Raw genomic sequence first — 23185 nt, 5'->3', positions numbered from 1 at the left:
CCGTACTTTCGCAGAAAAGAAATCAAAGCAATGAAAAAGAGTAGCATTTTAATCCTCATAATCATTTGTCTATGCAGTTGTGGTAAATCTTCAAAGAAGGTTAGCATAACCGGGGAAATCAAAGGCCTGGGCACAGATACGCTTTATCTGTATGGAATGGACGAATCATTCGACCGGATAGATACCATTTTCGCGAAGAACGATAAATTCTCTTATACAGCTTCAATAGACACCATTACTTCTGCCTTTTTACTTATTGACAATCAGACAGAATATCCAATCTTCCTTGACAAAGGAAATCAGATCAAAATAAAAGGAGATATCAATCACCCGGAATATCTGGATATCAATGGTAATATATATAATGAAGAGTTTACAAACTTTCAGAAAGAACTAAATAGCCTGCCTACCCCATCCGAGAAAGATTTAGAGCAAAAAGCAGAAGAATTCATCATGAAGCATCATTCTTCTTTTGTCAGCCTCTACTTGTTGGATAAATACTTTGTTCAGAAAGATTCGCCCGATTTCAACAAAATAAAGAAGCTAATTGAAGTCATGACAGGAATATTGCAAGACAAGCTGTATATCGAACAACTCAATGAAGCCATCTCACTGGCAGAGAAAACAGAAACAGGGAAATATGCTCCCTTCTTCAGTCTATCTAACATAAAAGGGGAAAAAATTACCCGGTCATCAGAAGATTTCAAGAAAAAGAACCTGTTAATCAATTTTTGGGCTTCATGGGGAGATAGCATTTCCAATCATCGAAGCAATACCGAGTTAAAAGAGATCTATCAGAAATATAAGAAGAACAAACATATAGCCATGCTCGGTATTTCCCTTGATATGGATAAACAAGAATGGCAGGATGCTATAAAACGTGATACGCTCAATTGGGAGCAAGTCTGTGATTTTGGCGGACTAAATTCCGAAGTAGCCAAACAATACGCCATCAAGCAAGTTCCCAGCAACATTCTTCTGTCGGCAGACGGTAAGATTCTCGCGAAAAACCTCAAAGGAGAACAATTGAAGAAGAAAATAGAGGAAGTAGTCACTGCTTCTGAAGAAAAGGAAAAACAAGACAATAAGAAGAAAAAATAATCAATAATCAAACGTGTTAATTAAAGTATTCGGAGCGGCTGTTCAAGGGATTGATGCAACACTCATCACAATCGAAGTTAACAGCTCGCGCGGCTGTATGTTCTATCTCGTCGGCCTTCCGGATTCTGCGGTCAAAGAAAGCCATCAACGTATTATCTCCGCATTGCTGGTGAATGGTTATAAAATGCCCACTAGCAATATAGTGGTCAACATGGCACCAGCGGACATCCGTAAAGAGGGTTCAGCTTATGACTTGCCTCTTGCCATCGGATTGTTAGGAGCTAACGAAACAATCTCTTCCGAGAAGTTTTCCCGCTATTTGTTAATGGGCGAACTAAGTCTGGACGGAAGTATACAACCTATCAAAGGTACGCTTCCCATTGCTATCAAAGCGCGCGAAGATGGTTTCGAAGGACTAATCATCCCCCAACAAAACGCACGGGAAGCTGCCGTTGTCAATCAATTAAAAGTATACGGAGTCAGTAATATCAAGGAGGTCGTCGAATTCTTCAATAATGAACGCGAATTAGAGCCGACTGTTGTTAATACACGGGAAGAATTCTATCAACAACAGACGAACTGTGACTTGGATTTTGCAGACGTTAAAGGGCAAGAGAATGTAAAAAGGGCACTAGAGGTTGCAGCAGCCGGAGGACATAATTTAATAATGGTAGGTGCTCCGGGTAGCGGTAAATCGATGATGGCCAAACGCCTTCCTTCCATTCTTCCTCCTCTTTCACTAGGCGAAAGTTTGGAAACCACCAAGATACATTCAGTTGCCGGACAACTAAAACGCGGGTCCTCATTGATTTCCCAACGCCCATTCCGCGACCCTCACCACACAATTTCCCAGGTGGCGATGGTTGGCGGAGGTAGTTTTCCACAACCCGGAGAAATCAGTCTGGCACATAATGGGGTACTTTTCTTAGATGAATTGCCGGAATTCAACCGAGGAGTGCTGGAAGTGTTGCGTCAACCATTGGAAGACCGCCAGATCACTATTTCCCGCATCAAAAGTACTATCAGCTATCCGGCCAACCTGATGCTGATTGCATCCATGAACCCATGCCCCTGTGGATATTACAACCATCCGACAAAAGCATGCGTATGCAGCCCCGGACAGGTTCAAAAGTACTTGAATAAGATATCCGGTCCATTATTAGATCGCATCGACATTCAGATAGAGATTGTACCTGTACCCTTTGATAAGATTTCCGATCAAAGACAGGGAGAATCGAGCAATATCATCAGGCAACGAGTGATAAAGGCCCGTCAAATGCAAGAAAAACGATACACCGAATATACCGGAATTTATTGCAATGCACAAATGAACAGCAAACTGCTTGCAATGTATGCTCAACCGGATGCCAAAGGGCTCGCATTACTGAAAAATGCTATGGAACGGCTCAATCTGTCTGCCCGAGCCTATGACCGGATTTTAAAAGTTGCCCGTACAATCGCCGATTTGGAAGGAGCAGAACAAATACTCCCCAATCATTTGGCAGAGGCTATCAGTTATCGGAATCTCGACAGAGAGAACTGGGCAGGATAATAACAATGAATACAAACAGAAGAGAATTATTTCATCATCAGCACTATCTTTTTTCATATATTTGTTTTACATTTGTAACAAATAAATAAATTCTAATATGAGAAAATCGATAATAGCTATTTTAATGACATTTTGTTTGAGTATAATGACTTATGCTCAAACTCCCCGTGACAGAGCCACAGAATTAAAAGAACAAGCACAAAGTAGCCTCAATCAAAAAGATTACATCAAAGCACGTTACTTATTCAAAAAGGCATACGAAGCATTTGCAACCCGCGAAAACTATCCACAGGCAATAGAATGTGGTGTTCAGGCCAACGCTTTATACGTCAGAGAGAACTTTTACAAAGAAGGATTCGAACTTTGTCGTGACATGGACCAACTTATATGGGCCGGAGAGCAAAATCAAAAGAAAGTCTTTTATGACCTCCGCTTCCTCGTGAACAAGGAGCGGTTGCAGATGTACACGGCACTTAAAAATCCAGCTCAGGCAAAAACACAGCTGAATAAACTGGAAGAAACTGCTAACCTTGCCAAGAATGACTCACTGACAGAGGTTTTACTGTATACAAAAGCCAACTATTACTATACATTTAACCAAAACACACAAGGTGATGCCTGTTTCCGCAAACTAATTAATCAATACAAGGAAAAGAAAGACTACGCCAAAGTGAGTGATTGCTACAAAAACCTTATCGGAATTGCCCGTAAAGCCAATAACGCCCCTTTAATGGAACGCACCTATGAAAGTTACATCGTTTGGACAGACTCCGTGAAAGCGCTGACAGCTCAAGACGAACTGAATGTACTGAAAAGGAAATATGACGAAAGCCAACTGACTATACAAGAAAAAGACGACACGCTATCAGCCAAACAATACATCATTATAGGCCTGTGTGTTCTTGTACTCATCCTCGTAGCCGGACTGGCAATACTGGCCACCATATTACTGAAATTTATCGCCGGCAACCGCAAATTAAAGAAAAGTGTGAAGATTGCCAATGAACATAATGAATTAAAAACCAAATTCATACAGAACATATCTTCACAGATGGAGCCGACTTTGAATACGTTAGCTACTTCTGCGAATGAACTTTTACAGAAAGCCCCTCAAGAAGCGAGCCAAATGCAGAGCCAGGTCGCTGCTCTAAAGAAATTCAGCGATGATATCCAAGAGCTGTCTTCATTAGAGAATTCATTAACCGAACTCTATGAATTGGGTGAAATCAACGTAGGTACTTTCTGCGAAAATGTAATGGACAAGGTTAAGGAGCATATAAAAATAGATGTTACTCCTTCAGTTAATGCTCCCAAACTTCAGGTAAAGACAAACAAGGAACAACTGGAACGTATCCTTCTCTATTTACTGAAAAATGCAGCCTTCTACACCGAACAAGGACGTATCAGCCTTGATTTCAAGAAACGTGGTGCACACACTCATCAGTTTATCGTGACGGATACGGGAATCGGTATTCCGGCAGAGCAACAGGAAAATATCTTCAAGCCTTTCACGGAAGTGAAAGACCTCACTACAGGAGATGGGCTAGGATTACCAATCTGCTCACTTATCGCCGCAAAAATGAATGGTAGCCTGACGCTAGATACCGGCTATACCAAAGGAACCCGTTTCATACTGGAACTTCACGTCTAAATTTTGCATAAAACGAATAACTTGTATCATTAGATTACTTTCTAATTTGTTTATTATAGTTACCTCCGACAGGCACTATTCCAAGCTTTTGTTTTGAAGTATACAAAAATATGGACAGGTTCATACATAAACGCATCTCATATTTATAATAAACTTTGGAGTAGTTTATTATAAACGGTATCCATGTTTATTAGAAACTCCAAAAGCTGATTTCCGGTTTTTTATTTCTATTTTTTACAACAAGAAGGCTGCAAATTTTGTAAAATTTGCAGCCTTCTTGCTTATATCCAGCCCACCATTCTTAGTATATGCTAGAAATATTGTAAGCACTCAATTAAGGGCATACCCTTTAATTTGGGCACTGTTGAAGTGCCCAAACTGAGTTTCGTTAAAAAATCGTTTTCAATTTAGCATTCACTTGTAGACAAAGAAATCTTACCGGGTACCATATTAACATAGTCCCTGCACCCGTTAAAGATTTTTTTGAAGAAAGTTCCGATAAAATTCCAAACGGAACTACCGTGAAGCTTCACTGTACTAATTACACTATGGTAGGTTGCCGCCATCTCAGCACCGGCATCACTGCCGTAGTGCAGGGAATTGTTTCGCTGAGTAGTCAGCTTTCGGATGGTTCGCTGTCGAGTAGACCAAGGGAATTTCACCCTCAGCCTCTCTCGGAACCGTACGTGAAAGTCTCCCTTCATACGGCTCTTCGCATTCAAATCATTTCTTTTGACGTGCATAGGGTACATATCCTACTTGCCAATGATAAAACAGATTGGGTTCTTTCTGAGCTATATAGGCTAACCAATAATGAGCAGATATGACACCTCGACGACGAAGTCTTTTATATTTCGTCTTTGCCCAATAAGCAATAGAGCGATTCAGATGGCACATAACTTTCCAAAATTCTGTTTTACCAAATTTCTCATAATAGTTTATCCATCCTCTTACGACATCATTAATATATGCTGCCACAAATCGTAGACTTCGATTATGGAGACGTTTGAGATTCCATGATTTTATTGTTTCATGTATTCTGCTTACCGATTTCTTGCTTATAGCAGGCAAATAACTTGTGAATAAGACGTTGTTGCGTTTATCTTTTGCCGCTCTTGATCTAAAAGTAAAGCCTAAATAATCAAAAGAAGTACAATGATAGTGTTTTGATGAACGACTGCTCATTTTACAGAATACTATTTTTGTCTTTTCCTCATTAAATTTCAATTTACATTCAGTAAAGCGTTCTCCAAGCCTTTCCTTTATGTATTCAGCTTGAGTCAATGTACTGCAATGACAAACACAATCATCAGCATATCTCTCAAAAGGTATGTGAGGATATTTATAAGACATCCATTTATCAAAGGTATAGTGTAGGAACAGGTTTGCTAAAATTGGACCTATGACTGAACCCTGCGGTACTCCCATGTCCCTCTTTACAATTTCTCCATCACTTCTCTGATAAGGGACAGTCAACCAACGTTTTATATAGAGAAGTATCCATTTTATATTGATATGCTTCTCCACCGCTTTCATTAATAAGCCATGGTCGATTGTATCAAAGAATTTGGATATATCTATATCTAAAACCCATGCATACTTCCAACACCGTCTTTCTGCCTTGGCTATGGCATCATGAGCAGAGCGATGCGGACGATAACCAAATGAATCTTCATGAAAACAGGGTTCGATGAGAGGCTCAATTACATTAACAACAGCCATTTGTGCAATACGGTCTTCAATAGTGGGAATCCCTAAAGGTCTTTTACCACCATTTGATTTCGGTATTTCTACAAGTTTTACTGCTTTAGGCATATAACTGCCGGAGCTCATGCGATTCCATAGACGATAAAGGTTGGAACCTAGGTTTTGCTCATAAGTGGTCATCTCTATACCATCAATGCCTGAACTACCTCTATTAAACTTTACTTTCTTAAAGGATTCAAAGATTATTCTTTTGTCTATTTGAAATGGTTTTGCTTCTTGCATTGTGTCCTCCTTAGTTTATCAAGTTGCACAATACAGTCCGCTGAATACGTTTCCCCCTTCGCTCCCTTCTCATTACAAGAACTTCAACACTACTACGGAGAAATCCGCCACAAATTGAGACTTTGATACTTTCTGCCTTACGTGTCATGCGTCTTTGGCATTTTCTCTTGACATTCTCAATCTGCTTCTCACGTTCCATCAAAGAGCCTATATAATGGTCTTGCCGCCTACACACCGTACACCAAAGGGACAGTAAACAGGTAACCTCCCTTCTTATCATAGAGCGTAGCAGAAGCCCTATTTCTGATGTAATCTGATAACAATAACGATGCTTCATCAACGGTTCATTTACATTCAACTCCATTATACATACCTTACCATATCTTCTGACTTATTACACACAACGTTCACCACTTTTTGATTGCTCAAAACGCAGCTTGTGATGGTTTGCAACCTGTTCCTGTAAACCGATTGCGAGGGACCTACCCTCATCTCTTTGATAGTTGCAGACAAAATTTCCATGATACCAGCCAATAGCATCATGTTATAATGCCCTCGTGACACACCAGCCAGATTATTATCTATGGGGAATTCCCCGGCTTTTAAATAGGCAAAGATCTCATCCCAAAAGTGATTCAGATAGTTTAAGGCTTCCGTGTAATATTGACTCCGGTATTCTGAATCGGTGGCCAACTCACCGTCTAAACGACTACGGATCCTTATCAATATTTCTTTCGTTGCTAAACTTTGCCGCTCCTTCAATCGTTCTTCAGGAGTAAGACGGGCTTCATCATACTTACGCTCGTTTCTAAAAAGCTCTTTCAAATCCGCGGCAAATAAGGCCGCATGATCTTCTTTTCCTTGATTGGAAGCTTTGACGAATTTATTGCAGGCGTGAGACATACAAACCTGATGTACCGTAGCCTTGAATTGTGCTGATTTCAACTCATTGCCTATAAATACGTATGCATTGTAGCCGTCTGACATGATACTTTTCAACTCTGAATCTCCTAGAAAATCGGTAAGGACATCACGACTGCGAGAACCTTTTTCATAGAAGAAAATAGCAACCTTCTCGGACTTGTTTACGAGTACCCAGATATAACACTTCTTGTAGTGGTCATACTTGCGAACTTTGCACCACGTCTCATCACAGTTCACGATGGAATCCTTCTCTAATGCGACAGACTTCAAAACACAGACCAACTCATCCAAGTACGTCTTCCCCTTCTTCAACCAATTGCGTAAAGTATTGGGAGAGATGCTCATACCCATATCGGTAACCCATTGGTGAAGAAGACCGAAAGTCACATTCTTCACATAAACCTCATAAGCGATTGCCTGTAGGAATTCAGGAGTGCCCTTCGTTCCTTCAAACTTTGTAACAACCTCAGGATGACCTTCACATGGGAAATAGCCCCATTGGGGGTTCAGACCGGGAGCCGCATAATGAACCATTTCAAAACGTTCCTCGATCAGGCTGGTCTTCAAGCTAAACACCTGAACTGATTTCCTTTCGATTATACGTCCGGGGACTTTTGACAAATCTGAGGGATGGATAATCGGATCACCGGCCAACCCCATTCTGCTATACTCATCCGGGCGATGGGACAAGTCACGTTCCTGCTTGGGGGATTGAGGCACATCATGGGACAGGTTATTATCAACAGAGCCGGTACGGAGTGTACCGCGGGTTCCATCAAAACCTTCTTTTTCATCCTCACGGTCAGGAGCCGGGTTTTCCGGTTCACCGGATTGCATCTTTTTCCTGACCTTCTGCCGTCTATCGCCAAAACGTTCTTGTTTGGCATAGTCGAGTTGCTCTTGAAGTGTCTTTGCTTTACGCTCTGCGGTTTTTCGTTTTTTACGCTCCTCGGACAACTGATCCTTCAGTGCCTGCTGCTGCTCCAGCTGTGAACGTTGCAAAGCTTCAAATGAAGACATACGTTCTTCCAGAACCTTTTGTTTAGCAACGAAATCTTCAAGGACAAGCTCCATTGCTTTCTCCGTCAAAATATGTTCCTGGTTCTGCTCAGCCAAGTATTGAATATACCGGTCTTTTTGATCATCTGACATACCTTCACTATAATTTATAGGAGTACGTGAGTAGGTTTCCCTTTTCAACAACTCCTTTTTGGATTCTATGATATGTTGCAGTTCGATCATTCCAAAGCCTTTGATTTACAGACATAAAGGTACTAAAATAATCATAAAACCGCAAATATATAAACATGATAATTATCTGACTTTCAATATTTTAACTATCGGATTCTCTAATATCAAAACTACGTCTTTCCAGTCTATCCTATACACTTTATCAGCCCCTTTTCGTTCCACTTTCAGAAACTGATAGCCGGAGACAAACTTCTTTTCAAACAAACGGTATGAACGACTGTCAAAAGCAAACATTCGGACGATTCTACGGTTACGAGACATGACTATGAATACATCGCCATCACTTGGCTCTCTATGAAGCTGCTCACGAATGATAGACAACACACGACTGTGCTTGCAGCGCATATCTGTAAAGTCACGGACATAATAGAAATGATTCAGACCGGTAACACTCAACATAATCCCTCCAACTTCTCTACCATACGAACTAAGTCCTGATAGCTTAAATTCTTCTGAGTCAAATGAAGACCGTTACTTATGCGAATATCAATCCATATACGTATCGGATTAGGACTGAATTTGTTTGTTGATTGAGGTTCAACCGTTGGATTACCGTTATCCGAATCCGCCGGAAAACCTGAAACTTTCACTTCGACTACTTTCTTACGAGTGTCCTTATACCATTTTTCAAAAAGGTTATAAGGTACTTTATTCTTAACACAAAAAGATTGGAGAGATTCTCCATGAGGCAAAGCCTCCGTTTGGTACTGAAAGTAAAACCTTTCAAGATCTTCACTGCTATACATACTATTCATTTTTTGATTTGCAGCGAAGGTAGAGATTTTATTATTGAGCCTTTTTTTGAGTGCTTACAGAAATATTCTCTATATTTGTTGTAATATTATATCATTCAAGTCACTAGTTTCATACTCTTTTATCTGCTATTTACAAGGTTTAGATTCTTTTTTCGACTATAAAGATACAACATTTAAAGGCATTTGTCAAGAGATACATCTTATAAAACACCTCCTCCAAGCATTTATAAAAAGTATTGTCCTTCTTCTTTTAATCTTTTACGCAACAAAACAGTATCAATTTTATGAACGTCATTCCTTGTCTGTTTGATGGCATGCACAGCAGCCATTCCAGCAGCTTCCCCCGTCACCAGACAAGGAGGCATTACCCGCAAACTTCCAAAAGCCTCTTCATCAGTAGAGATACAACGACCAGCCACCAACAGATTCTTTAATCCTTTGGGTGTCAGACAACGATAAGGGATTCCATGCGACTCCCCTTTTTTGTAACGTGTTTCTTTATGGCCTGGCTTATGAACATCAATATAGTAACAGTTACGTCCGATCTCATCTTCAAACGTTTTGCGTTCCAGCCAGTCCTGGAAAGTAAACGTATAATCCCCTTCAATCCGACGGCTATCTCTGACTCCCAGCAAGGAGGCAGTCTTCACTACAAAAGCACTACCAAAAGCCTTGGGCCGCACTTCTTTCAGTGCTTCCAAATATTGCTCTGCTATCTGCCTACCAGTAGCCATTGCCCGCGTAGTAGCCCATGGATCGGTCGAATCAACATTATCAATATGCCCTGCATTGAACTGCACCACATCCGGACCAATCAGATTACTATTGAAATGTTTGCCTATCAATGGATATTTCCCGGACTTAATCACATCATAAATAGGACTATTCTTGTTACTCGTATGTAATGAAGGGCCTATGAGATTATAGTGATAGCTATCGATATTGGCAAACGAGAAACATAAAGTAGAACTTTGCACTACTCCATCCTCTCCTCCTTTTTTAAAGGAAGCACCTGCCCATGCAGCCACATCACCATCTCCTGTTGCATCAATAAAAACTTTCGCTTTAAAAGCGACAAGCCCGGATTTATTTGCCACAATGATAGCGTCTATTGTATCATTTGCTGACATCTCAACGGCTGCAACCCTCGAAAAGAAAAGAACCTGAGCTCCCGAATCAGCGACCATTTGATCATAAACCTGCATCAGATATTCGGGATTTATGTTCACCCAGTTCAACTTCTGTTTACTCTCATGAGGTACTCCTTTTTTTGATGCCTCGAATATCTTTTCCGCCAATCCCCTATAAATGATTTTCTCACCATCCGAAAACGGACACCATGCCGGAACCATCCCTGCAGTTCCCATACCACCAAGTTGCCCCATTGCCTCAATCAATAAAGTCTTAGCACCTTCCCTAGCTGCAGAAATTGCAGCGGTACATCCACCAGGTCCACCACCGATTACAATAACATCCCATCGATCGTCCACCGCAATCTTAGTGTTCTTCAGACGTATTTTAGACTGTAGGGTATCGCCATTCACATTAAGGGCAGGAACTGCAAAAGCAGCACTAAGCAGCCCGGCTTTTTTAAGAAAATCTCTTCTAGACGTCATTACAAATTAATTTATTATAATTACTTTTTCATAAAAGTCTCTGCACGCCCTGGTGTAAACAGCTCCCACAAAGAAGCAACAGTCCATCCGGGCGCAAAAATATCATTATAGTATCCTTTACCATTCTTTCCATAATCCCAACTTGTATGTTGGACAACCTCCGGATAATAACCTACCTTTGCAATACCGCACATATGCCCTTCATAAGGTAATAATTGGCGCATAGAAGTTGAAATTACTTCTGCAAAATCTGAAAAGCGAGACTCGTTATACTCGTTCGACAACCAACGAAGCACATCGGCAAATTCAAACACAAAGACATCGATATGATTATTTTCTACTGATACATTTCCCCAGCCACGTGTTTTCAAACCAATATCACCCAGCATCTGACCGGGAGCAAAAGGAACATCCCACAAATAATACCATGATAAGGCGAAATAAGCGGCTTGCTTTGTCAGGTCAGCATAATGTTTATGTTCCTCTCCCTTAGTAACCAATGAAAGATAATAAGTAGCAGTTGCAGCATAAAGTGATGCTTCTTTATCTTCACAATTCGCATCAAGGGTAGATGAGAAATAATCTGCTTTAGAAATCAATTCTTTCTCCAGATAACCTGCAGTCCGCTTAGCACTATCCAAATAACGTTTATCCTTGAAATACTTATATCCCATCACCAAAGGCAATGTAGCAGAAGGAGTGCTTCCCCCACTTTTATCAACAATAGTGAAATCGTCACGAAACTTACGTGGAAAACTGCCGTCAGCATTTTGCAATTGCAGAAACATATCCAGCATTTTCTTCAATCGTTGTTCCCATTCCGGATGTTTACGTCCTTTTTCTTTTTCATAAGCCAGGAAATGGAAGATTGCATAAAGCCCTTCTGACTGACGACGGATGCTATGAACAGGATCTTCAGAATTCTTATCAAAATTAACCGATTCCTTGAAAAAGCCTGCCTCTGTGAAACCATTCTTCAGGTAACTATCAAAGACTTTAGTACTATTAGCCTTCAAATCCTCCCGGTTACATTCCCAGCCATATTCCCAAGCATTGAATGCATTCAGAAGAACACGACCGATAAAACCGACCTCTGCCTGCCCATTACTTGTACATGCGTCTGTCCTAAGATGTATGCCCGAATTATATACCAATGGATATTTATCAACAAAACTACTTACAAAGAACTGACTAAGAGCCTGCTTCATATACTCAATTGAGTAGGGAGTATCAACAGGCTTGGGAGAATATGTATCATAACAATATTCCCAGGTATGGCGCACAAAATCAGAATAGTCTTTGACTTCACCTTCAACAATTTGCCAGGTCAACAAAATAGTTTCTCCTTTTTTCAGAAGCTGATAAGCAGTCACAGCCGGAGCTAATGTCAATTTACGAATATAACTTTTAGGAGCCTCCCGATAAGGGAAACCGAAGGAAAGAGTGGCAACACCACCTTTATTTTCAAATCCGGTATGTCCTAAAGATGTCTTATCCGAAAGAATTATTTCACCTTCACGATGCGTAGCCAACGTGCTGTTTGCAAACTGATCCAGTCTGTTGACAGTCATAAAACGTTGTTTCTTCTCACAGAAAATCCCCGTGAGAGGTGCACTTAACCTGTCTTCACTCACAATCCAACTATCTGATGTATGAAATGAAGGAGCCTCTTTGGGTGAACGCAGGTTACGTCGATACCAAAAACCCGGCATGTAGAACAGGCAGTCATCATGGCGGAAGCTGGTTGCCATCTGTTGATTGTAATTAAAATATACATCTTCCAATGCAGTGATAGACACACTAATACGTAGCCCATCATTACCAGTTACTATATTTTGAGACACAGTCAACGGCATCTTTTCCGAATTCTCCAAATAATAAGTGTCATTATTATTCTGCGATTTCTGAAAAGTCAATGGATAGTGTTTCGCTCCATTTCCTGGTACCTTCAAAGAAATAGATGCAGAAATCGATTCCGGCACATTATCAAAAGCCTCAACAATAGTGGCACATGCCACAAAAGCCATCCCACAAAGTAAATATTTCAAACTCATATAAAACATGATTGCGAATCAGCCTGTCTGATTCCGTTTGTACTAAATTGTTGAGCCAAAGTTATGGAACATCCCTCACATTGAATAAAACAAATTGAGCTATAAATAAAAAAAATTATCCAAATCAATAGAAATATCCTCCAAAAGCCTCAACTACTACTCAATACCGGAACGATTATTTTTCCATTAGAGCGGCAGCACACCACAGATAAGGTCCCTGCCCATGATAATCACCCGTGCGGCGTGGACGGTCATAATAATACTGCTTACTATTCTTCTTATTCGTACCCACGCAAATCTCTCTCACCTGATTTTTGTCATTAAGATATGACACTAAAGCTATCCACGCCTTACGCGCAGCAGGAGCATATTCTTCTGCATTCAACCATCCATTCTTAACTCCCTTGATAAAAGCAAAAGTAAACATAGCCGATCCGGATGTTTCAGTCCAACAGTCAGACTGGTCAATCAACTGATTCCACAGCCCCTCCGGATTCTGATATTTCTTCAGACTTTCCATCATTATCCGATAACCTTCCAAGATACGGGGACGGTCTTTGTGATTTTTAGGCAAACACTGAAGTAATTCCGTCATTCCGGCAGCCATCCAGCCATTTCCGCGCCCCCAATAATAAGGTACATCCGGTGCATGATAGAAAAGACCGTTCGGACGTTGCAACTCATCCAGATACATCACCATCTCTTTAGCTGCACGATCGATATATTTCTTGTCCTTCGTCACTTTATAAGCACGAGTCTGCACGATTGTAATCATATACATATCATCAATCCACAAACGTGTTTGCCAGGAATATCCTTTTTCAGCCCATTCCTTTTCCTCCGGTTTCGCATTTGCAGGCACTTTCCATTGAGAATCAGCATAGGGTAACCCCAAATACCAATATTTCTTATCTTTCGTCACAAGATATAACTCAAGAGGCAAGCTGCCAAACATATTCACATCAACATGATTCATAATAGGTTGCAACGCTTTCTCCTCGGTAAACAGAGGCTCAAACTTATCTTGCAAACGATTGATAAGTTCCTTATCTTTTGCAAGATAAGCATATCGCAAAGCTCCATTCCAATAAAAAGTCTCCGGATAACCAATCCATTTTCCGATATGGAGTGCATGCTTCTCTGTCAGAAAACGATAGGCCAATCGCTTACCAATTTCCTCCGGAGTAGAGCCTTCCGGAAAGTCTTTCAACATACTTTTTTGAGCAAACAATAACTGAAAAGGAATAAAAAATAATAATATTAATACCTTCTTATACATAAATACCTAATCTTTATTTATTCAACAATATATCTTTCGATTCAACATTATATCCATCCACCCGCAAAAGCAACTTATCCACCCCTTCTTTACAGTCTACCTGAAAACGGATTTCTTTAGATTCGCCGGGCATCAAATAAAAATATCCGTCATCAAAATAAGCTGGACGAATGGGCGCATCCGTTTTTGCATCCCTTAATGTCAATGCTATTGCAGCTGCCAGATGTTGTCCTGGATTTTTCACAATAAATTTACCCTCATAATGATTTGCTTTTTTCGTGAAATTCTTCACAGATACATTCACCGAAGAAATCGGCAAATCAGTCAGGATCTTTCCGTCCCATTCTTTTTGATTGAGCCAATAGACATTATCATCCAACAGCTTTCCATTATTAGTTGTCAATACCAGCTTTACCCAACTGAAATCAGGAAGTCCTTTTATATCCTCTAATTGCGTCACAGGAGTCAGCGCATTAGGTGTCACATGACTTACCTTCTGTTGTGAGGAACGTATCTTTTTTCCTAGTTTATCGTAAACCACGACTTCCACTTTCAAATTCCAATATTCCTTCAGCGTAGTATTAATAATATCTACTCTATGTTGACTATTAAGACTCATCTGAATATGAAGAGGACGACATGCTTTTTGAGTACCATAATAGGCACCGGCAGTTTCTCCATTTGAACTGTAATTCTGCCAAACCATACTAGGCCATGCGGGATGACTCATCCACAATAGTACCCCGGAAGCATCATTCCACATCTTACTATTCCATGCTTCAAAAATATCCCGATGGCTTTCGTAATTAATCAATTGTGCTTTCCGACAGAAATCATCTAAATTATCAGAAGGTCCTAATTTACGGTCCATTCCTTCCTTATAAAGCTCACTAAAAGTCTTACTACCATATCTATGATTATGCCAGTCGTGATAATACCAAACATCACTAATGGGCCATGTATCCTCTTCCGCCATAAACTCACGAACAGTTTCAGCCGTAGGCAGAGAAGGAGTACCCACTTCGGATCGGAATCCTCCTGCTAAAGAACGGTAGTACCAGCCTGCATCAAACTGATAACGCCAAGGTCCGCTTCCTGAACTATTCAATGAACGGGAATTTCCTGTATAATGCCTGCTGCCGTCCTCTTTAGCTAAAGTGGCGGCCAACATGTACTCAAGTTCATTGGTCGCAAACCCTTCATTACGCGCACACCATAAAGCAATAGAGGGATGATTGCGGAAACGACGTACTGTTTCGGTCACATTTCTAACGAACAGGCAGTTATCCAGTGGATTGAGGTTAAACCCATCTGTTGAAAGCCAAAAATCATTCATCACTAACATTCCGTATTCATCGCAAAGCTCATAAAATACTTCTTCCGTACTCTCACCTGTCCAGTTACGAATCATGTTATAATTCATATTCTTATGCAACTTCAAGGCAGGTTCCAGTCGTTCCCGGGAAACTCGCTTCATACCATCATCCATTCCCCAGTTACCTCCTTTACAAAAAATCCGTTGTCCGTTCACCTTTATAACCATGTATTCTTTCATCAGTGAATCCTTTATCAACTCTATTCCTTGTGAAGATACTGGTTTTAATAAATAGGGGACAAACTCTCCATCGTAATTCGTATAGCGAACTTTATTATCTGTTTTCTTACGTTTCACAGTATCAAAAGCGGGTTTTCCATCTTGCAAAGCAGCAGTCGGATTATAGTTCAAACGCACTATAGGAGAGTTATCCTCGTATGCAGACAATTCATACTCCAACTCACGGATACCGATACGCATCTTCTTTACGTCAAGCGTGTCCTTACCTGATGAAATCAGACTTAAAGATGCATCATATAAATACTGTTCTCCATACCCATTCGGCCACCAGAGACGTGGATTCTTCATTTGCAGTTCCTTACACTCATTAGAAGTCAGCTTAATCATCCTCTTTTCATTTGCATTCAAAGAAACCGGATAAACAGCTGCCACTCCGCCAATATTAAAATGCAAATTGGCACTCCTCATAGTTTTAGAAGAATTATAAATCTCTGCCTGAACAATAAAATTGACAGAAGTAGTGTCAGGCAAAGGCAGATCCGTAATCACATGCGTATCAGCAATCTCGAGTTCATTGCCAAATTTTATTCTGACATCCTGCCAAATACCCATGTTTCGGTCGCGTATGCCGGGAATCCAATCCCAGCCTTCTGAAGAGATAAAAGTAGGACCATCCAGGCACAATGCTCCACCATTGGGACCAATTCCTTCTTTCTTATTTGCCTCGTGAGGAATACCGGGATTATTAGGCGGAAGAATATGGATGGCCAACAGATTCTTTTTATCATAATCCACCCAAGGAGTTATATCAAAAATACCTCTTTCAAAAGCACCGGTCATAGTTCCTAATAACTGCCTATTGAACCAGATCTCCGCTTTATAATTGATTCCATTCAGAATCAACTTCACTTTCTCTCCCTTCTTATTACGAGGAATACTAAAAGAATTGCGATACCACCAGTCCATCCGGCAAAGCGTATCGGGAATCAATAAATTATTAAGTCCCCAATAAGGATCAGGGTATACACCCTGATCCACCAATGTAGTTAATACTGTACCTGGAACTGTTGCCGAATACCATTCGCTTGTATCTAAATCTTGCGCAACTACTGATTTTTCGGCAGCTCTAGCTTTATATCCTTCTATCATTTCCCATCCTTTGGATAGTTGATACTCCCAATCGGAAAGCGGACTCAATTCTCCGGGTTCTATAACCTTCTCTTTAAGTTTAGCTGTCTGAAACGAGTATTTTGAATGAGGTATCACTTCGGAACTTTGCTTACGTGATAAACCAAAATTCCATTTCAATTTTTGCGAATAAATGCATTCTATAGAAGAACACAGAAAAATAGCAATACAAGCAATATATGTATTCAGCTTTATTCTCATTGTTTTATAATCTACTATTTTATCTTCAGCTTCTTTACATCATCACACACAGCGACTGCTACCCGAGAATCAGCACAACCATAATAGAGGTATAATTTCCTTTTGTGATATGCAAGTCCCTCAATAAATACTGTTCCATCTTTGTACTGTCCGCTCTTCTCAAAAGAAGCTTCAGGAGCAAAGAAGGGCTTATCCAAACGATCCAATACTTTATAAGGATCGTCACCATCCAGTAACAGCTGTCCGGCACAATAAGCATTGGCTGGATAGTCAGCATCTCCAGTTTTACCACTATTCTTACCATTATACATAAGAACAATACCATGTTTGGTACGAACAGCCGGAGGACCACATTCTGTCAGCAAACTATCAAAATGCCCTTTACGAGGTTGTATAATTTTCATTAGCTCATTCTTCTCATCCAAAACCGGATACCAGTCAATCAAGTTATCAGAAGTAGCAGCATATACCGCATACTCTCCCCAATACATCAAATACTTACCGTCAACTTTATCAATGACCAATTGATTTCCTTTCAATTTTGTTAGAATAGAACCTGACTTGCAGAAAAGATCATTAAATCGACCGTTATATGCCTTATCAAAAGCAAGCCCATGCTTTGTCCAATTCTTCAGATCTCGGGAAGTAGCTACAGCAAGACGCGCTTTTTTTCGATTCCATGCCGTATAAAGCATCACGTACAATCCGTCTTCGGTCATAGCCACACGAGGATCTTCACAGCCCCCCGGCCAATCTTGATCTTTAAAATTATCTTCGGCAGGAAAAAGAACAGGGCTAGCCATCCTCTTCATCTCAATCCCATCCTTACTTTCAGCATAACCAACACGTGAGGTTCTTTTACCTATGCCTTGAGCCGAATTATCTTCTGCGCGGTAAAGTACAACAATTTTTCCGTCTTTTGTAGTAGCAGCCGGATTAAAAGTATCACTTTCTTCCCACTTCACTTGCTGTTTCCGCATAGGACAATAAAATTCTGTCGGCTGCGGTGATATGACAGGATTAACTCCTTCCGGACGATGGAATGGACCAATCACCCAATTATTATCCTGTTCTTCCTGAATAGTATCTAAAGAAGGTGCATTAGTAAATCCACATGCTGATAATATACCGACTACACCTATGATAAACTTAAGTCTCATCTCACTTCTTTTTAATAATTAAAATGATTTCTCTATAATATAAATGATGATTCCACAATCTACTGAAACAAAGAAAGCAGAATCAATTCATATCCTTACTTTTTTACTTCAATTTATATTCCTGCTTATTTATATTCCAGCCTTTCAGTGCCAACACAGCTCCATCTTTCAATTTTCCTTTTGCAGTTTCAATAGTTACCGTTTTCTTTTCACCCGGCATCAGGGAGAAGAAATTGTCTGTATAGAATGAAGGACGTATCGGACTCATTTTTGAATTCAGGAATTGCAACTGATTAAAGAAAGCAATCTGCCCGGAGGTATTTCTCAAAGTAATATCTACAAAGTAATTGTTATCATCTTCTCTTACTTTATAGGTAAGTTTCACTTTTGCCTGCTTCAGTTTACTCAAATCTTCAAAACCTGAAGCAGCCGGACCGGTCAAAGTCTTGCTTCCTTCATATTTGTCATTGGAGCGCCAATAGAAATTGGAAGAAACATCTTTTCCATTTTCATCTTTCAGAATCAGTTTAATAAAGTGAACTTGAGATATGTTTTCCGGGAAACGAATAGTCAGCGCATCATTCACCACTCCATCCGAAGGCAGATTAACCACTGCTAATTCTTCAAATACTTTCTTGCTGTTAATATCGTAAACCTGTGCTATCACTTTATAATTCTTAAATTCACGATAATAATCATTCACTACAGACACTGTATTCTTAAGATAGTCAAACTGTGCATGTAATGGTTCTAAAGAGTTGGCAGTATGATAAAGGGATGCTGTCGGTTCCAGAGACCAGTCCCACATACGGGAAGCCACTTGAGGCATAGAGCAGTTATGATACCAGAACAAAAGTCCGGAACAGAAACGATCACCATAATCCAGCTTATTGTAGTTCCATACTTCCCAAATGCTCTTAGAATTAATAGCTCCCAACAATTGCCCTTTCTGTGCAAACTCATCAATGGATGATGATTTTCCGTAGTTATTCACCAAGTCTGTATACATAGTACTCATCAGATGGAAACCATTTCCATCCAGATAATCCCATACTTCCTTATTGATAGGCCAAAGGTCTTTTTCATCCATCATTTCCCGGAGGATTTCCACAGTCGGAAGAGTAGGTGCACCGTATTCCGGATTAAATCCGTCTACACGGCTTCCTCTGGGAGAGGCCGTATTTTCATAATGCTGCATCGGATTTACCTGTTTGTAAGGACTGCCATCATGCACTCCTTCACATTCGGACTGCATCTGGAAGCCACGTGTACCATCCAGTTTATTCAGTAATTCAGGAGTACCGGTAACTTCTGTACTCTCATTAGAAGCAACATAATAAGCCAAAGAAGGATGATTACGAATACGTTTTACGGTAGATTCCACATTACTCATATAGAGAGCCTTGTCATGTGGATGACGAGTATCACCGGTCATCCAAAACTCTTGCCATACCAACAATCCCAATTCATCACACAATTGGAAGAAATAATCAGACTCTGCAATTCCGCCTCCCCACATTCTTAAAAGGTTGACACCGGACTGACGGGAGTAGCGCAATTCAGCATAAGTACGTTCATCTGAAGTTCTCAACATGGCTTCCGGTATCCAGTTGGTACCACGAATAAATAATCGTTTGCCGTTCACATAAAAGACACGTGATTTATCGGGAGTTTTTCTATCCGAGACAATTTCACGAATACCGAATCTTGTCTTTACAGAATCACAATCTTTACCGTCAACTGATACTGTCAGTTTCAGATCATATAAGTTTTGTGGTCCTTTATTGACAGGCCACCACAGTTTTGGAGAGTTAATAATCAGTTGCGGGAATTCTTCGGGGGAGAAGGTTGCTGTTTTTTCTTCTCCACGCATCAGTCGGAAGGTCTTTTCGAAAGTGATATTTTCACCCACAATTTCACCCTTCACCTTGCAACTGATTACCCGGTTACTGGTCGATGGATTGATAATTTCAACCGATACAGTCTCACGAGCCTGGTCATAATCAGGTTTTCGCAATTCAGATTTAACGAAAGGATGGCGTAATGCTACTCTGCCTGTAGCATAGAGGGAAATATTTTTCCATATACCTGTATTACGGTCACGGATACCGTCCATAAAGGTAAAGTCCCAACCTACCGTCATCAACATGGTAGTATTCAAACCAATGTTACCGTTTCCACCGTTATGGAATTCGCCGGCTGCTCCCCAGGATTTCGGCTTCGCACTTCCGGGAACATCTACCGGATAGACCTTTATAGCCAGTCCGTTTTTTCCTCCGATTTTCACAAAATCCGTAACATCAATATAGTCCTGAATAAACATACCATTCATTGTGCTCAACAAGTTACCATTCACCCATACTTCTGCCCGGTAGTTGATACCATCCAACTGTAACCAGACAGTCTTTCCCTTGAATGACTGCGGTACTGTAAAATCTGTCCGAAACCAATAGGTGTAAAAGTCACGTCCGGTTTCAGAAATATCCGGTATCAATTTAGATTCAATCTTATTATTGATTCCATAATAAGGCTCCGGGTATTTTTGGTTATACACCAAAGAATTCAAAACTGTTCCGGGAACGATGGCCGGCATCCAATTTGTAGTTGCATAATTGGATAACGAAATCTTTTCTCCGGGATCTGTTGCATCTCCAGCTTTTATCATTTTCCACTGGTAGTCGCCCTGATGACCAATTTCAGAATCAAGCCAGATGCGTTGCGCATTTCCGACATTGTTCTTCCCATTCTGTGCTGTCACTACTGCAGCAAAAAGTAATAATAAAATCGGGAAAAAGGTTTTAGCAATGTTGTGCATATTCGTACGTTACAATTTATTGGTTTATATAATCTTAAAAGTCTAAAACGGATGAGGACAAAAATAGTGTTTTCTACCTGTCCGGCATGCTAAAAACAAGTCAATAAATGAAATTTGAGTCCCAAACTACCATATATTGCCTATTTGAAGGTTATCTAGCAACAGACAAAAAGACATTAGTTAATCATTGGTTTATCCATTACAAATAGTTGGCATGTTAGCTATTAATAGCTGAATTCTCGGATATTAATACCTTACACGACAGGTATTAATACCCGAGACCTCAATAATTAACAGTCTGGAGACTCACTAATTCCGGTACACCGTTCCGTCATTTCGTAAAGACAAATTCTGTCCGTAATCCCCGGTGATCGAATACATTTTCAAACGGTTCCCAATTAGGAAGAACGATATCCGACGTTTCCGTGTTCTCTCCTATTACCTGACAACGTTTCACTTCCGTGTTGGGAGACAAAGTATAAAGAGTCAAATCTAATCGGTCTTTGGTGTCCTTCTCGCTCGGACGCGGCGTCCACGTGAATCCCGGATGCGTCACAGGGTCCGGATGTATCGTCCGGTAGGCATCACCTTTTATACCGCCTTCCCACAAAGAACGAGTGGTAGGCCACTGAACAACGTATGAAGCAAGACCTGCTGCCAAGGCACCTTCCGTCCAGTCAAGCCATGACGGTTCATTGAAGTCACCCGAGAGACAAACAAAAGGAGTGGTAGATGAATTAAAATCCTCCAGCAGTTTGTCCACCATGCCTTGACGAGCTTCTTTATTGACTTTTACTACATAGTCAACATCGTCCGTACCTTCATATCCTTTATATGCGATACCATTCAACTGATAAGGACCGTAAGGATAGAAAGCACCGTGACAGTTCATCACCAGCACAACAATGCCATCACCCAAGTCGATATAAACACCATACTTGTTTGGTGTAATCCCCGAGAAAGGATAACGTGATATAATGCTGCATTTTCCCTGCCCATTGTTGGAGTGAGTATGAACGTAAAGCCCCTGTGCTTGTATATCAGATTCGGAGAGATTACTGCATTCCTGCGCACAAAGCACGTCCACATCAATTCTATTGAAGTAATCCAACACAACGGAAGTCGATTTACCCCATAAGTTTTGTGTAGCAAGTTTCAGCGTTTTGGGTGCTACACGTGTTGCCCAAGTAGCAGCAACTTTTCCATTTGCATCAGCAGACATTTCAATATAGTAAGTCTTTCCACTGCCTACATTCAACGCAAGTCCCACCGGTACCGTTACCCGTACGTCCTGTTCTCCAGAAATCGGATGAGTGATATGCAGCGTAGCATTCACTCCAAAGGTTCCGGCGCACATATCCGGAAGCATATAGCATACATCCTCTTGGGGCACACACTGATAGGTCTTTCGGGTTGCTACCGGAAGATTCTCATATTCACTGTAATGTTGAGGTTCGATATGAGCATAAGGAACAGAAGAAGCGGCATCTGCAAAAGCCACGGAATTCACTGTAATATCCGAAGCTGTATCCGGATCCTTTTGCAAAACGATCTTAGATGCACGCGGAGCAAGAGTAACCTGCACCGATGCAGACGCAGCAGCTACACGAAGTGTACCATCTTTTTCATTACCTCTACTGACAAGCATCGCCATCGGATCAGCTAACGGCAATTGAGGAGTATACGCTTCTAAATCCCAATAAGTCTTACCAGAAGTCAACTCTGGGAATTTATCGGCTGTGGTGCACAAAAACAGAAATCGATAAACGACGCCTTTAGTTACAGAAACCTTTATTTCATTTGCTGCATCCCCTATACTTCCTGTTTTGTCAAACAGATAATTATATTGATCGTCAAAACAGAATATCTTCCATTTCATTCCGTCCAAAGACACAGAAGCCCTAGTGGAGGACATCGTTAGCCCCCCCTCCATATTCAGACTGAAACGTATTTCTTTTGTGTCATCCTCCTTCTGCACATCACTTACATATCCTTCAGCACAAGCCGTGAATAAGCTGGAAATCATTAGAAGAATCACAAATAAAGTATTCTTTAGCATTGTCTTACAAATTTAATCATTGAATATATATCCTT

15 protein-coding genes and 1 pseudogene are annotated in these 23185 nt (G+C 40.6%); 3 read left to right on the top strand and 13 right to left on the bottom strand.

Annotated features, from left to right (window positions below; genetic code table 11):
• Positions 1-30 precede the first annotated feature (30 nt).
• From CJF29_RS01375 to CJF29_RS01365, 3 genes are all read left to right on the top strand, one after another.
• On the top strand, positions 31-1101 hold the full coding sequence (locus CJF29_RS01375; protein ID WP_099146215.1) for a TlpA disulfide reductase family protein: 1071 nt from the start codon (positions 31-33) through the stop codon (positions 1099-1101).
• A 13-nt stretch (positions 1102-1114) separates the two neighbouring features.
• Entirely contained in the window at positions 1115-2653 is a 1539-nt protein-coding gene (locus tag CJF29_RS01370; RefSeq protein ID WP_099146216.1) for a YifB family Mg chelatase-like AAA ATPase, read from the top strand.
• A 124-nt stretch (positions 2654-2777) separates the two neighbouring features.
• A complete protein-coding gene (locus CJF29_RS01365) occupies positions 2778-4304 on the top strand; it encodes a sensor histidine kinase (RefSeq protein ID WP_413544551.1) in 1527 nt (508 codons plus the stop codon).
• 407 nt (positions 4305-4711) lie between these two features.
• On the opposite strand, the pseudogene CJF29_RS01360 reads toward CJF29_RS01365, so the two are convergent.
• From CJF29_RS01360 to CJF29_RS01300, 13 genes and pseudogenes are all read right to left on the bottom strand, one after another.
• A pseudogene (locus tag CJF29_RS01360) lies at positions 4712-4942 on the bottom strand (IS66 family transposase); the annotation flags it as partial.
• Between the two features lie 85 nt (positions 4943-5027).
• The gene (gene ltrA / locus CJF29_RS01355) at positions 5028-6293 is read right to left on the bottom strand and encodes a group II intron reverse transcriptase/maturase (RefSeq protein WP_413544519.1); all 1266 of its coding nucleotides are present in this window, start codon (positions 6291-6293) and stop codon (positions 5028-5030) included.
• A 10-nt stretch (positions 6294-6303) separates the two neighbouring features.
• Positions 6304-6657, bottom strand: coding sequence for a hypothetical protein (locus tag CJF29_RS01350; RefSeq protein WP_141561043.1), 354 nt, complete (start codon positions 6655-6657; stop codon positions 6304-6306).
• Positions 6657-8459, bottom strand: coding sequence for an IS66 family transposase (locus CJF29_RS01345; RefSeq protein ID WP_413544518.1), 1803 nt, complete (start codon positions 8457-8459; stop codon positions 6657-6659). The genes CJF29_RS01350 and CJF29_RS01345 overlap by 1 nt, the downstream gene beginning before the upstream one ends.
• A gap of 72 nt (positions 8460-8531) precedes the next feature.
• Positions 8532-8867 (bottom strand): IS66 family insertion sequence element accessory protein TnpB, encoded by a 336-nt coding sequence (gene tnpB, locus CJF29_RS01340; RefSeq protein WP_099147663.1) that lies wholly within the window; start codon positions 8865-8867, stop codon positions 8532-8534.
• Positions 8861-9214 carry a hypothetical protein gene (locus tag CJF29_RS01335; protein WP_099147662.1) on the bottom strand — a complete coding sequence of 118 codons (354 nt, stop codon included), beginning with the start codon at positions 9212-9214 and terminating at the stop codon, positions 8861-8863. The genes tnpB and CJF29_RS01335 overlap by 7 nt, the downstream gene beginning before the upstream one ends.
• A gap of 233 nt (positions 9215-9447) precedes the next feature.
• On the bottom strand, positions 9448-10839 hold the full coding sequence (locus CJF29_RS01330) for an FAD-dependent oxidoreductase (protein WP_099146574.1): 1392 nt from the start codon (positions 10837-10839) through the stop codon (positions 9448-9450).
• 20 nt (positions 10840-10859) lie between these two features.
• Entirely contained in the window at positions 10860-12893 is a 2034-nt protein-coding gene (locus CJF29_RS01325) for a hypothetical protein (protein ID WP_099146600.1), read from the bottom strand.
• A 175-nt stretch (positions 12894-13068) separates the two neighbouring features.
• Entirely contained in the window at positions 13069-14172 is a 1104-nt protein-coding gene (locus tag CJF29_RS01320) for a glycoside hydrolase family 105 protein (RefSeq protein WP_099146575.1), read from the bottom strand.
• 13 nt (positions 14173-14185) lie between these two features.
• Positions 14186-17116, bottom strand: a complete 2931-nt coding sequence (locus tag CJF29_RS01315) for a glycoside hydrolase family 2 protein (RefSeq protein ID WP_099146576.1) — start codon at positions 17114-17116, stop codon at positions 14186-14188.
• A 14-nt stretch (positions 17117-17130) separates the two neighbouring features.
• Positions 17131-18276 carry a glycoside hydrolase family 130 protein gene (locus CJF29_RS01310; protein ID WP_099146577.1) on the bottom strand — a complete coding sequence of 382 codons (1146 nt, stop codon included), beginning with the start codon at positions 18274-18276 and terminating at the stop codon, positions 17131-17133.
• Positions 18277-18379: 103 nt separating this feature from the next.
• Entirely contained in the window at positions 18380-21091 is a 2712-nt protein-coding gene (locus CJF29_RS01305) for a glycoside hydrolase family 2 protein (protein ID WP_099146578.1), read from the bottom strand.
• Between the two features lie 331 nt (positions 21092-21422).
• Entirely contained in the window at positions 21423-23150 is a 1728-nt protein-coding gene (locus tag CJF29_RS01300) for an endonuclease/exonuclease/phosphatase family protein (protein WP_099146579.1), read from the bottom strand.
• Positions 23151-23185 lie beyond the last annotated feature (35 nt).

This window comes from Bacteroides celer, from assembly GCF_002632415.2.
GTDB lineage: Bacteria > Bacteroidota > Bacteroidia > Bacteroidales > Bacteroidaceae > Bacteroides.
The sequence above is the reverse complement of the archived record's forward strand: the minus strand, read 5'-3'. Positions and strand labels throughout refer to the sequence as shown.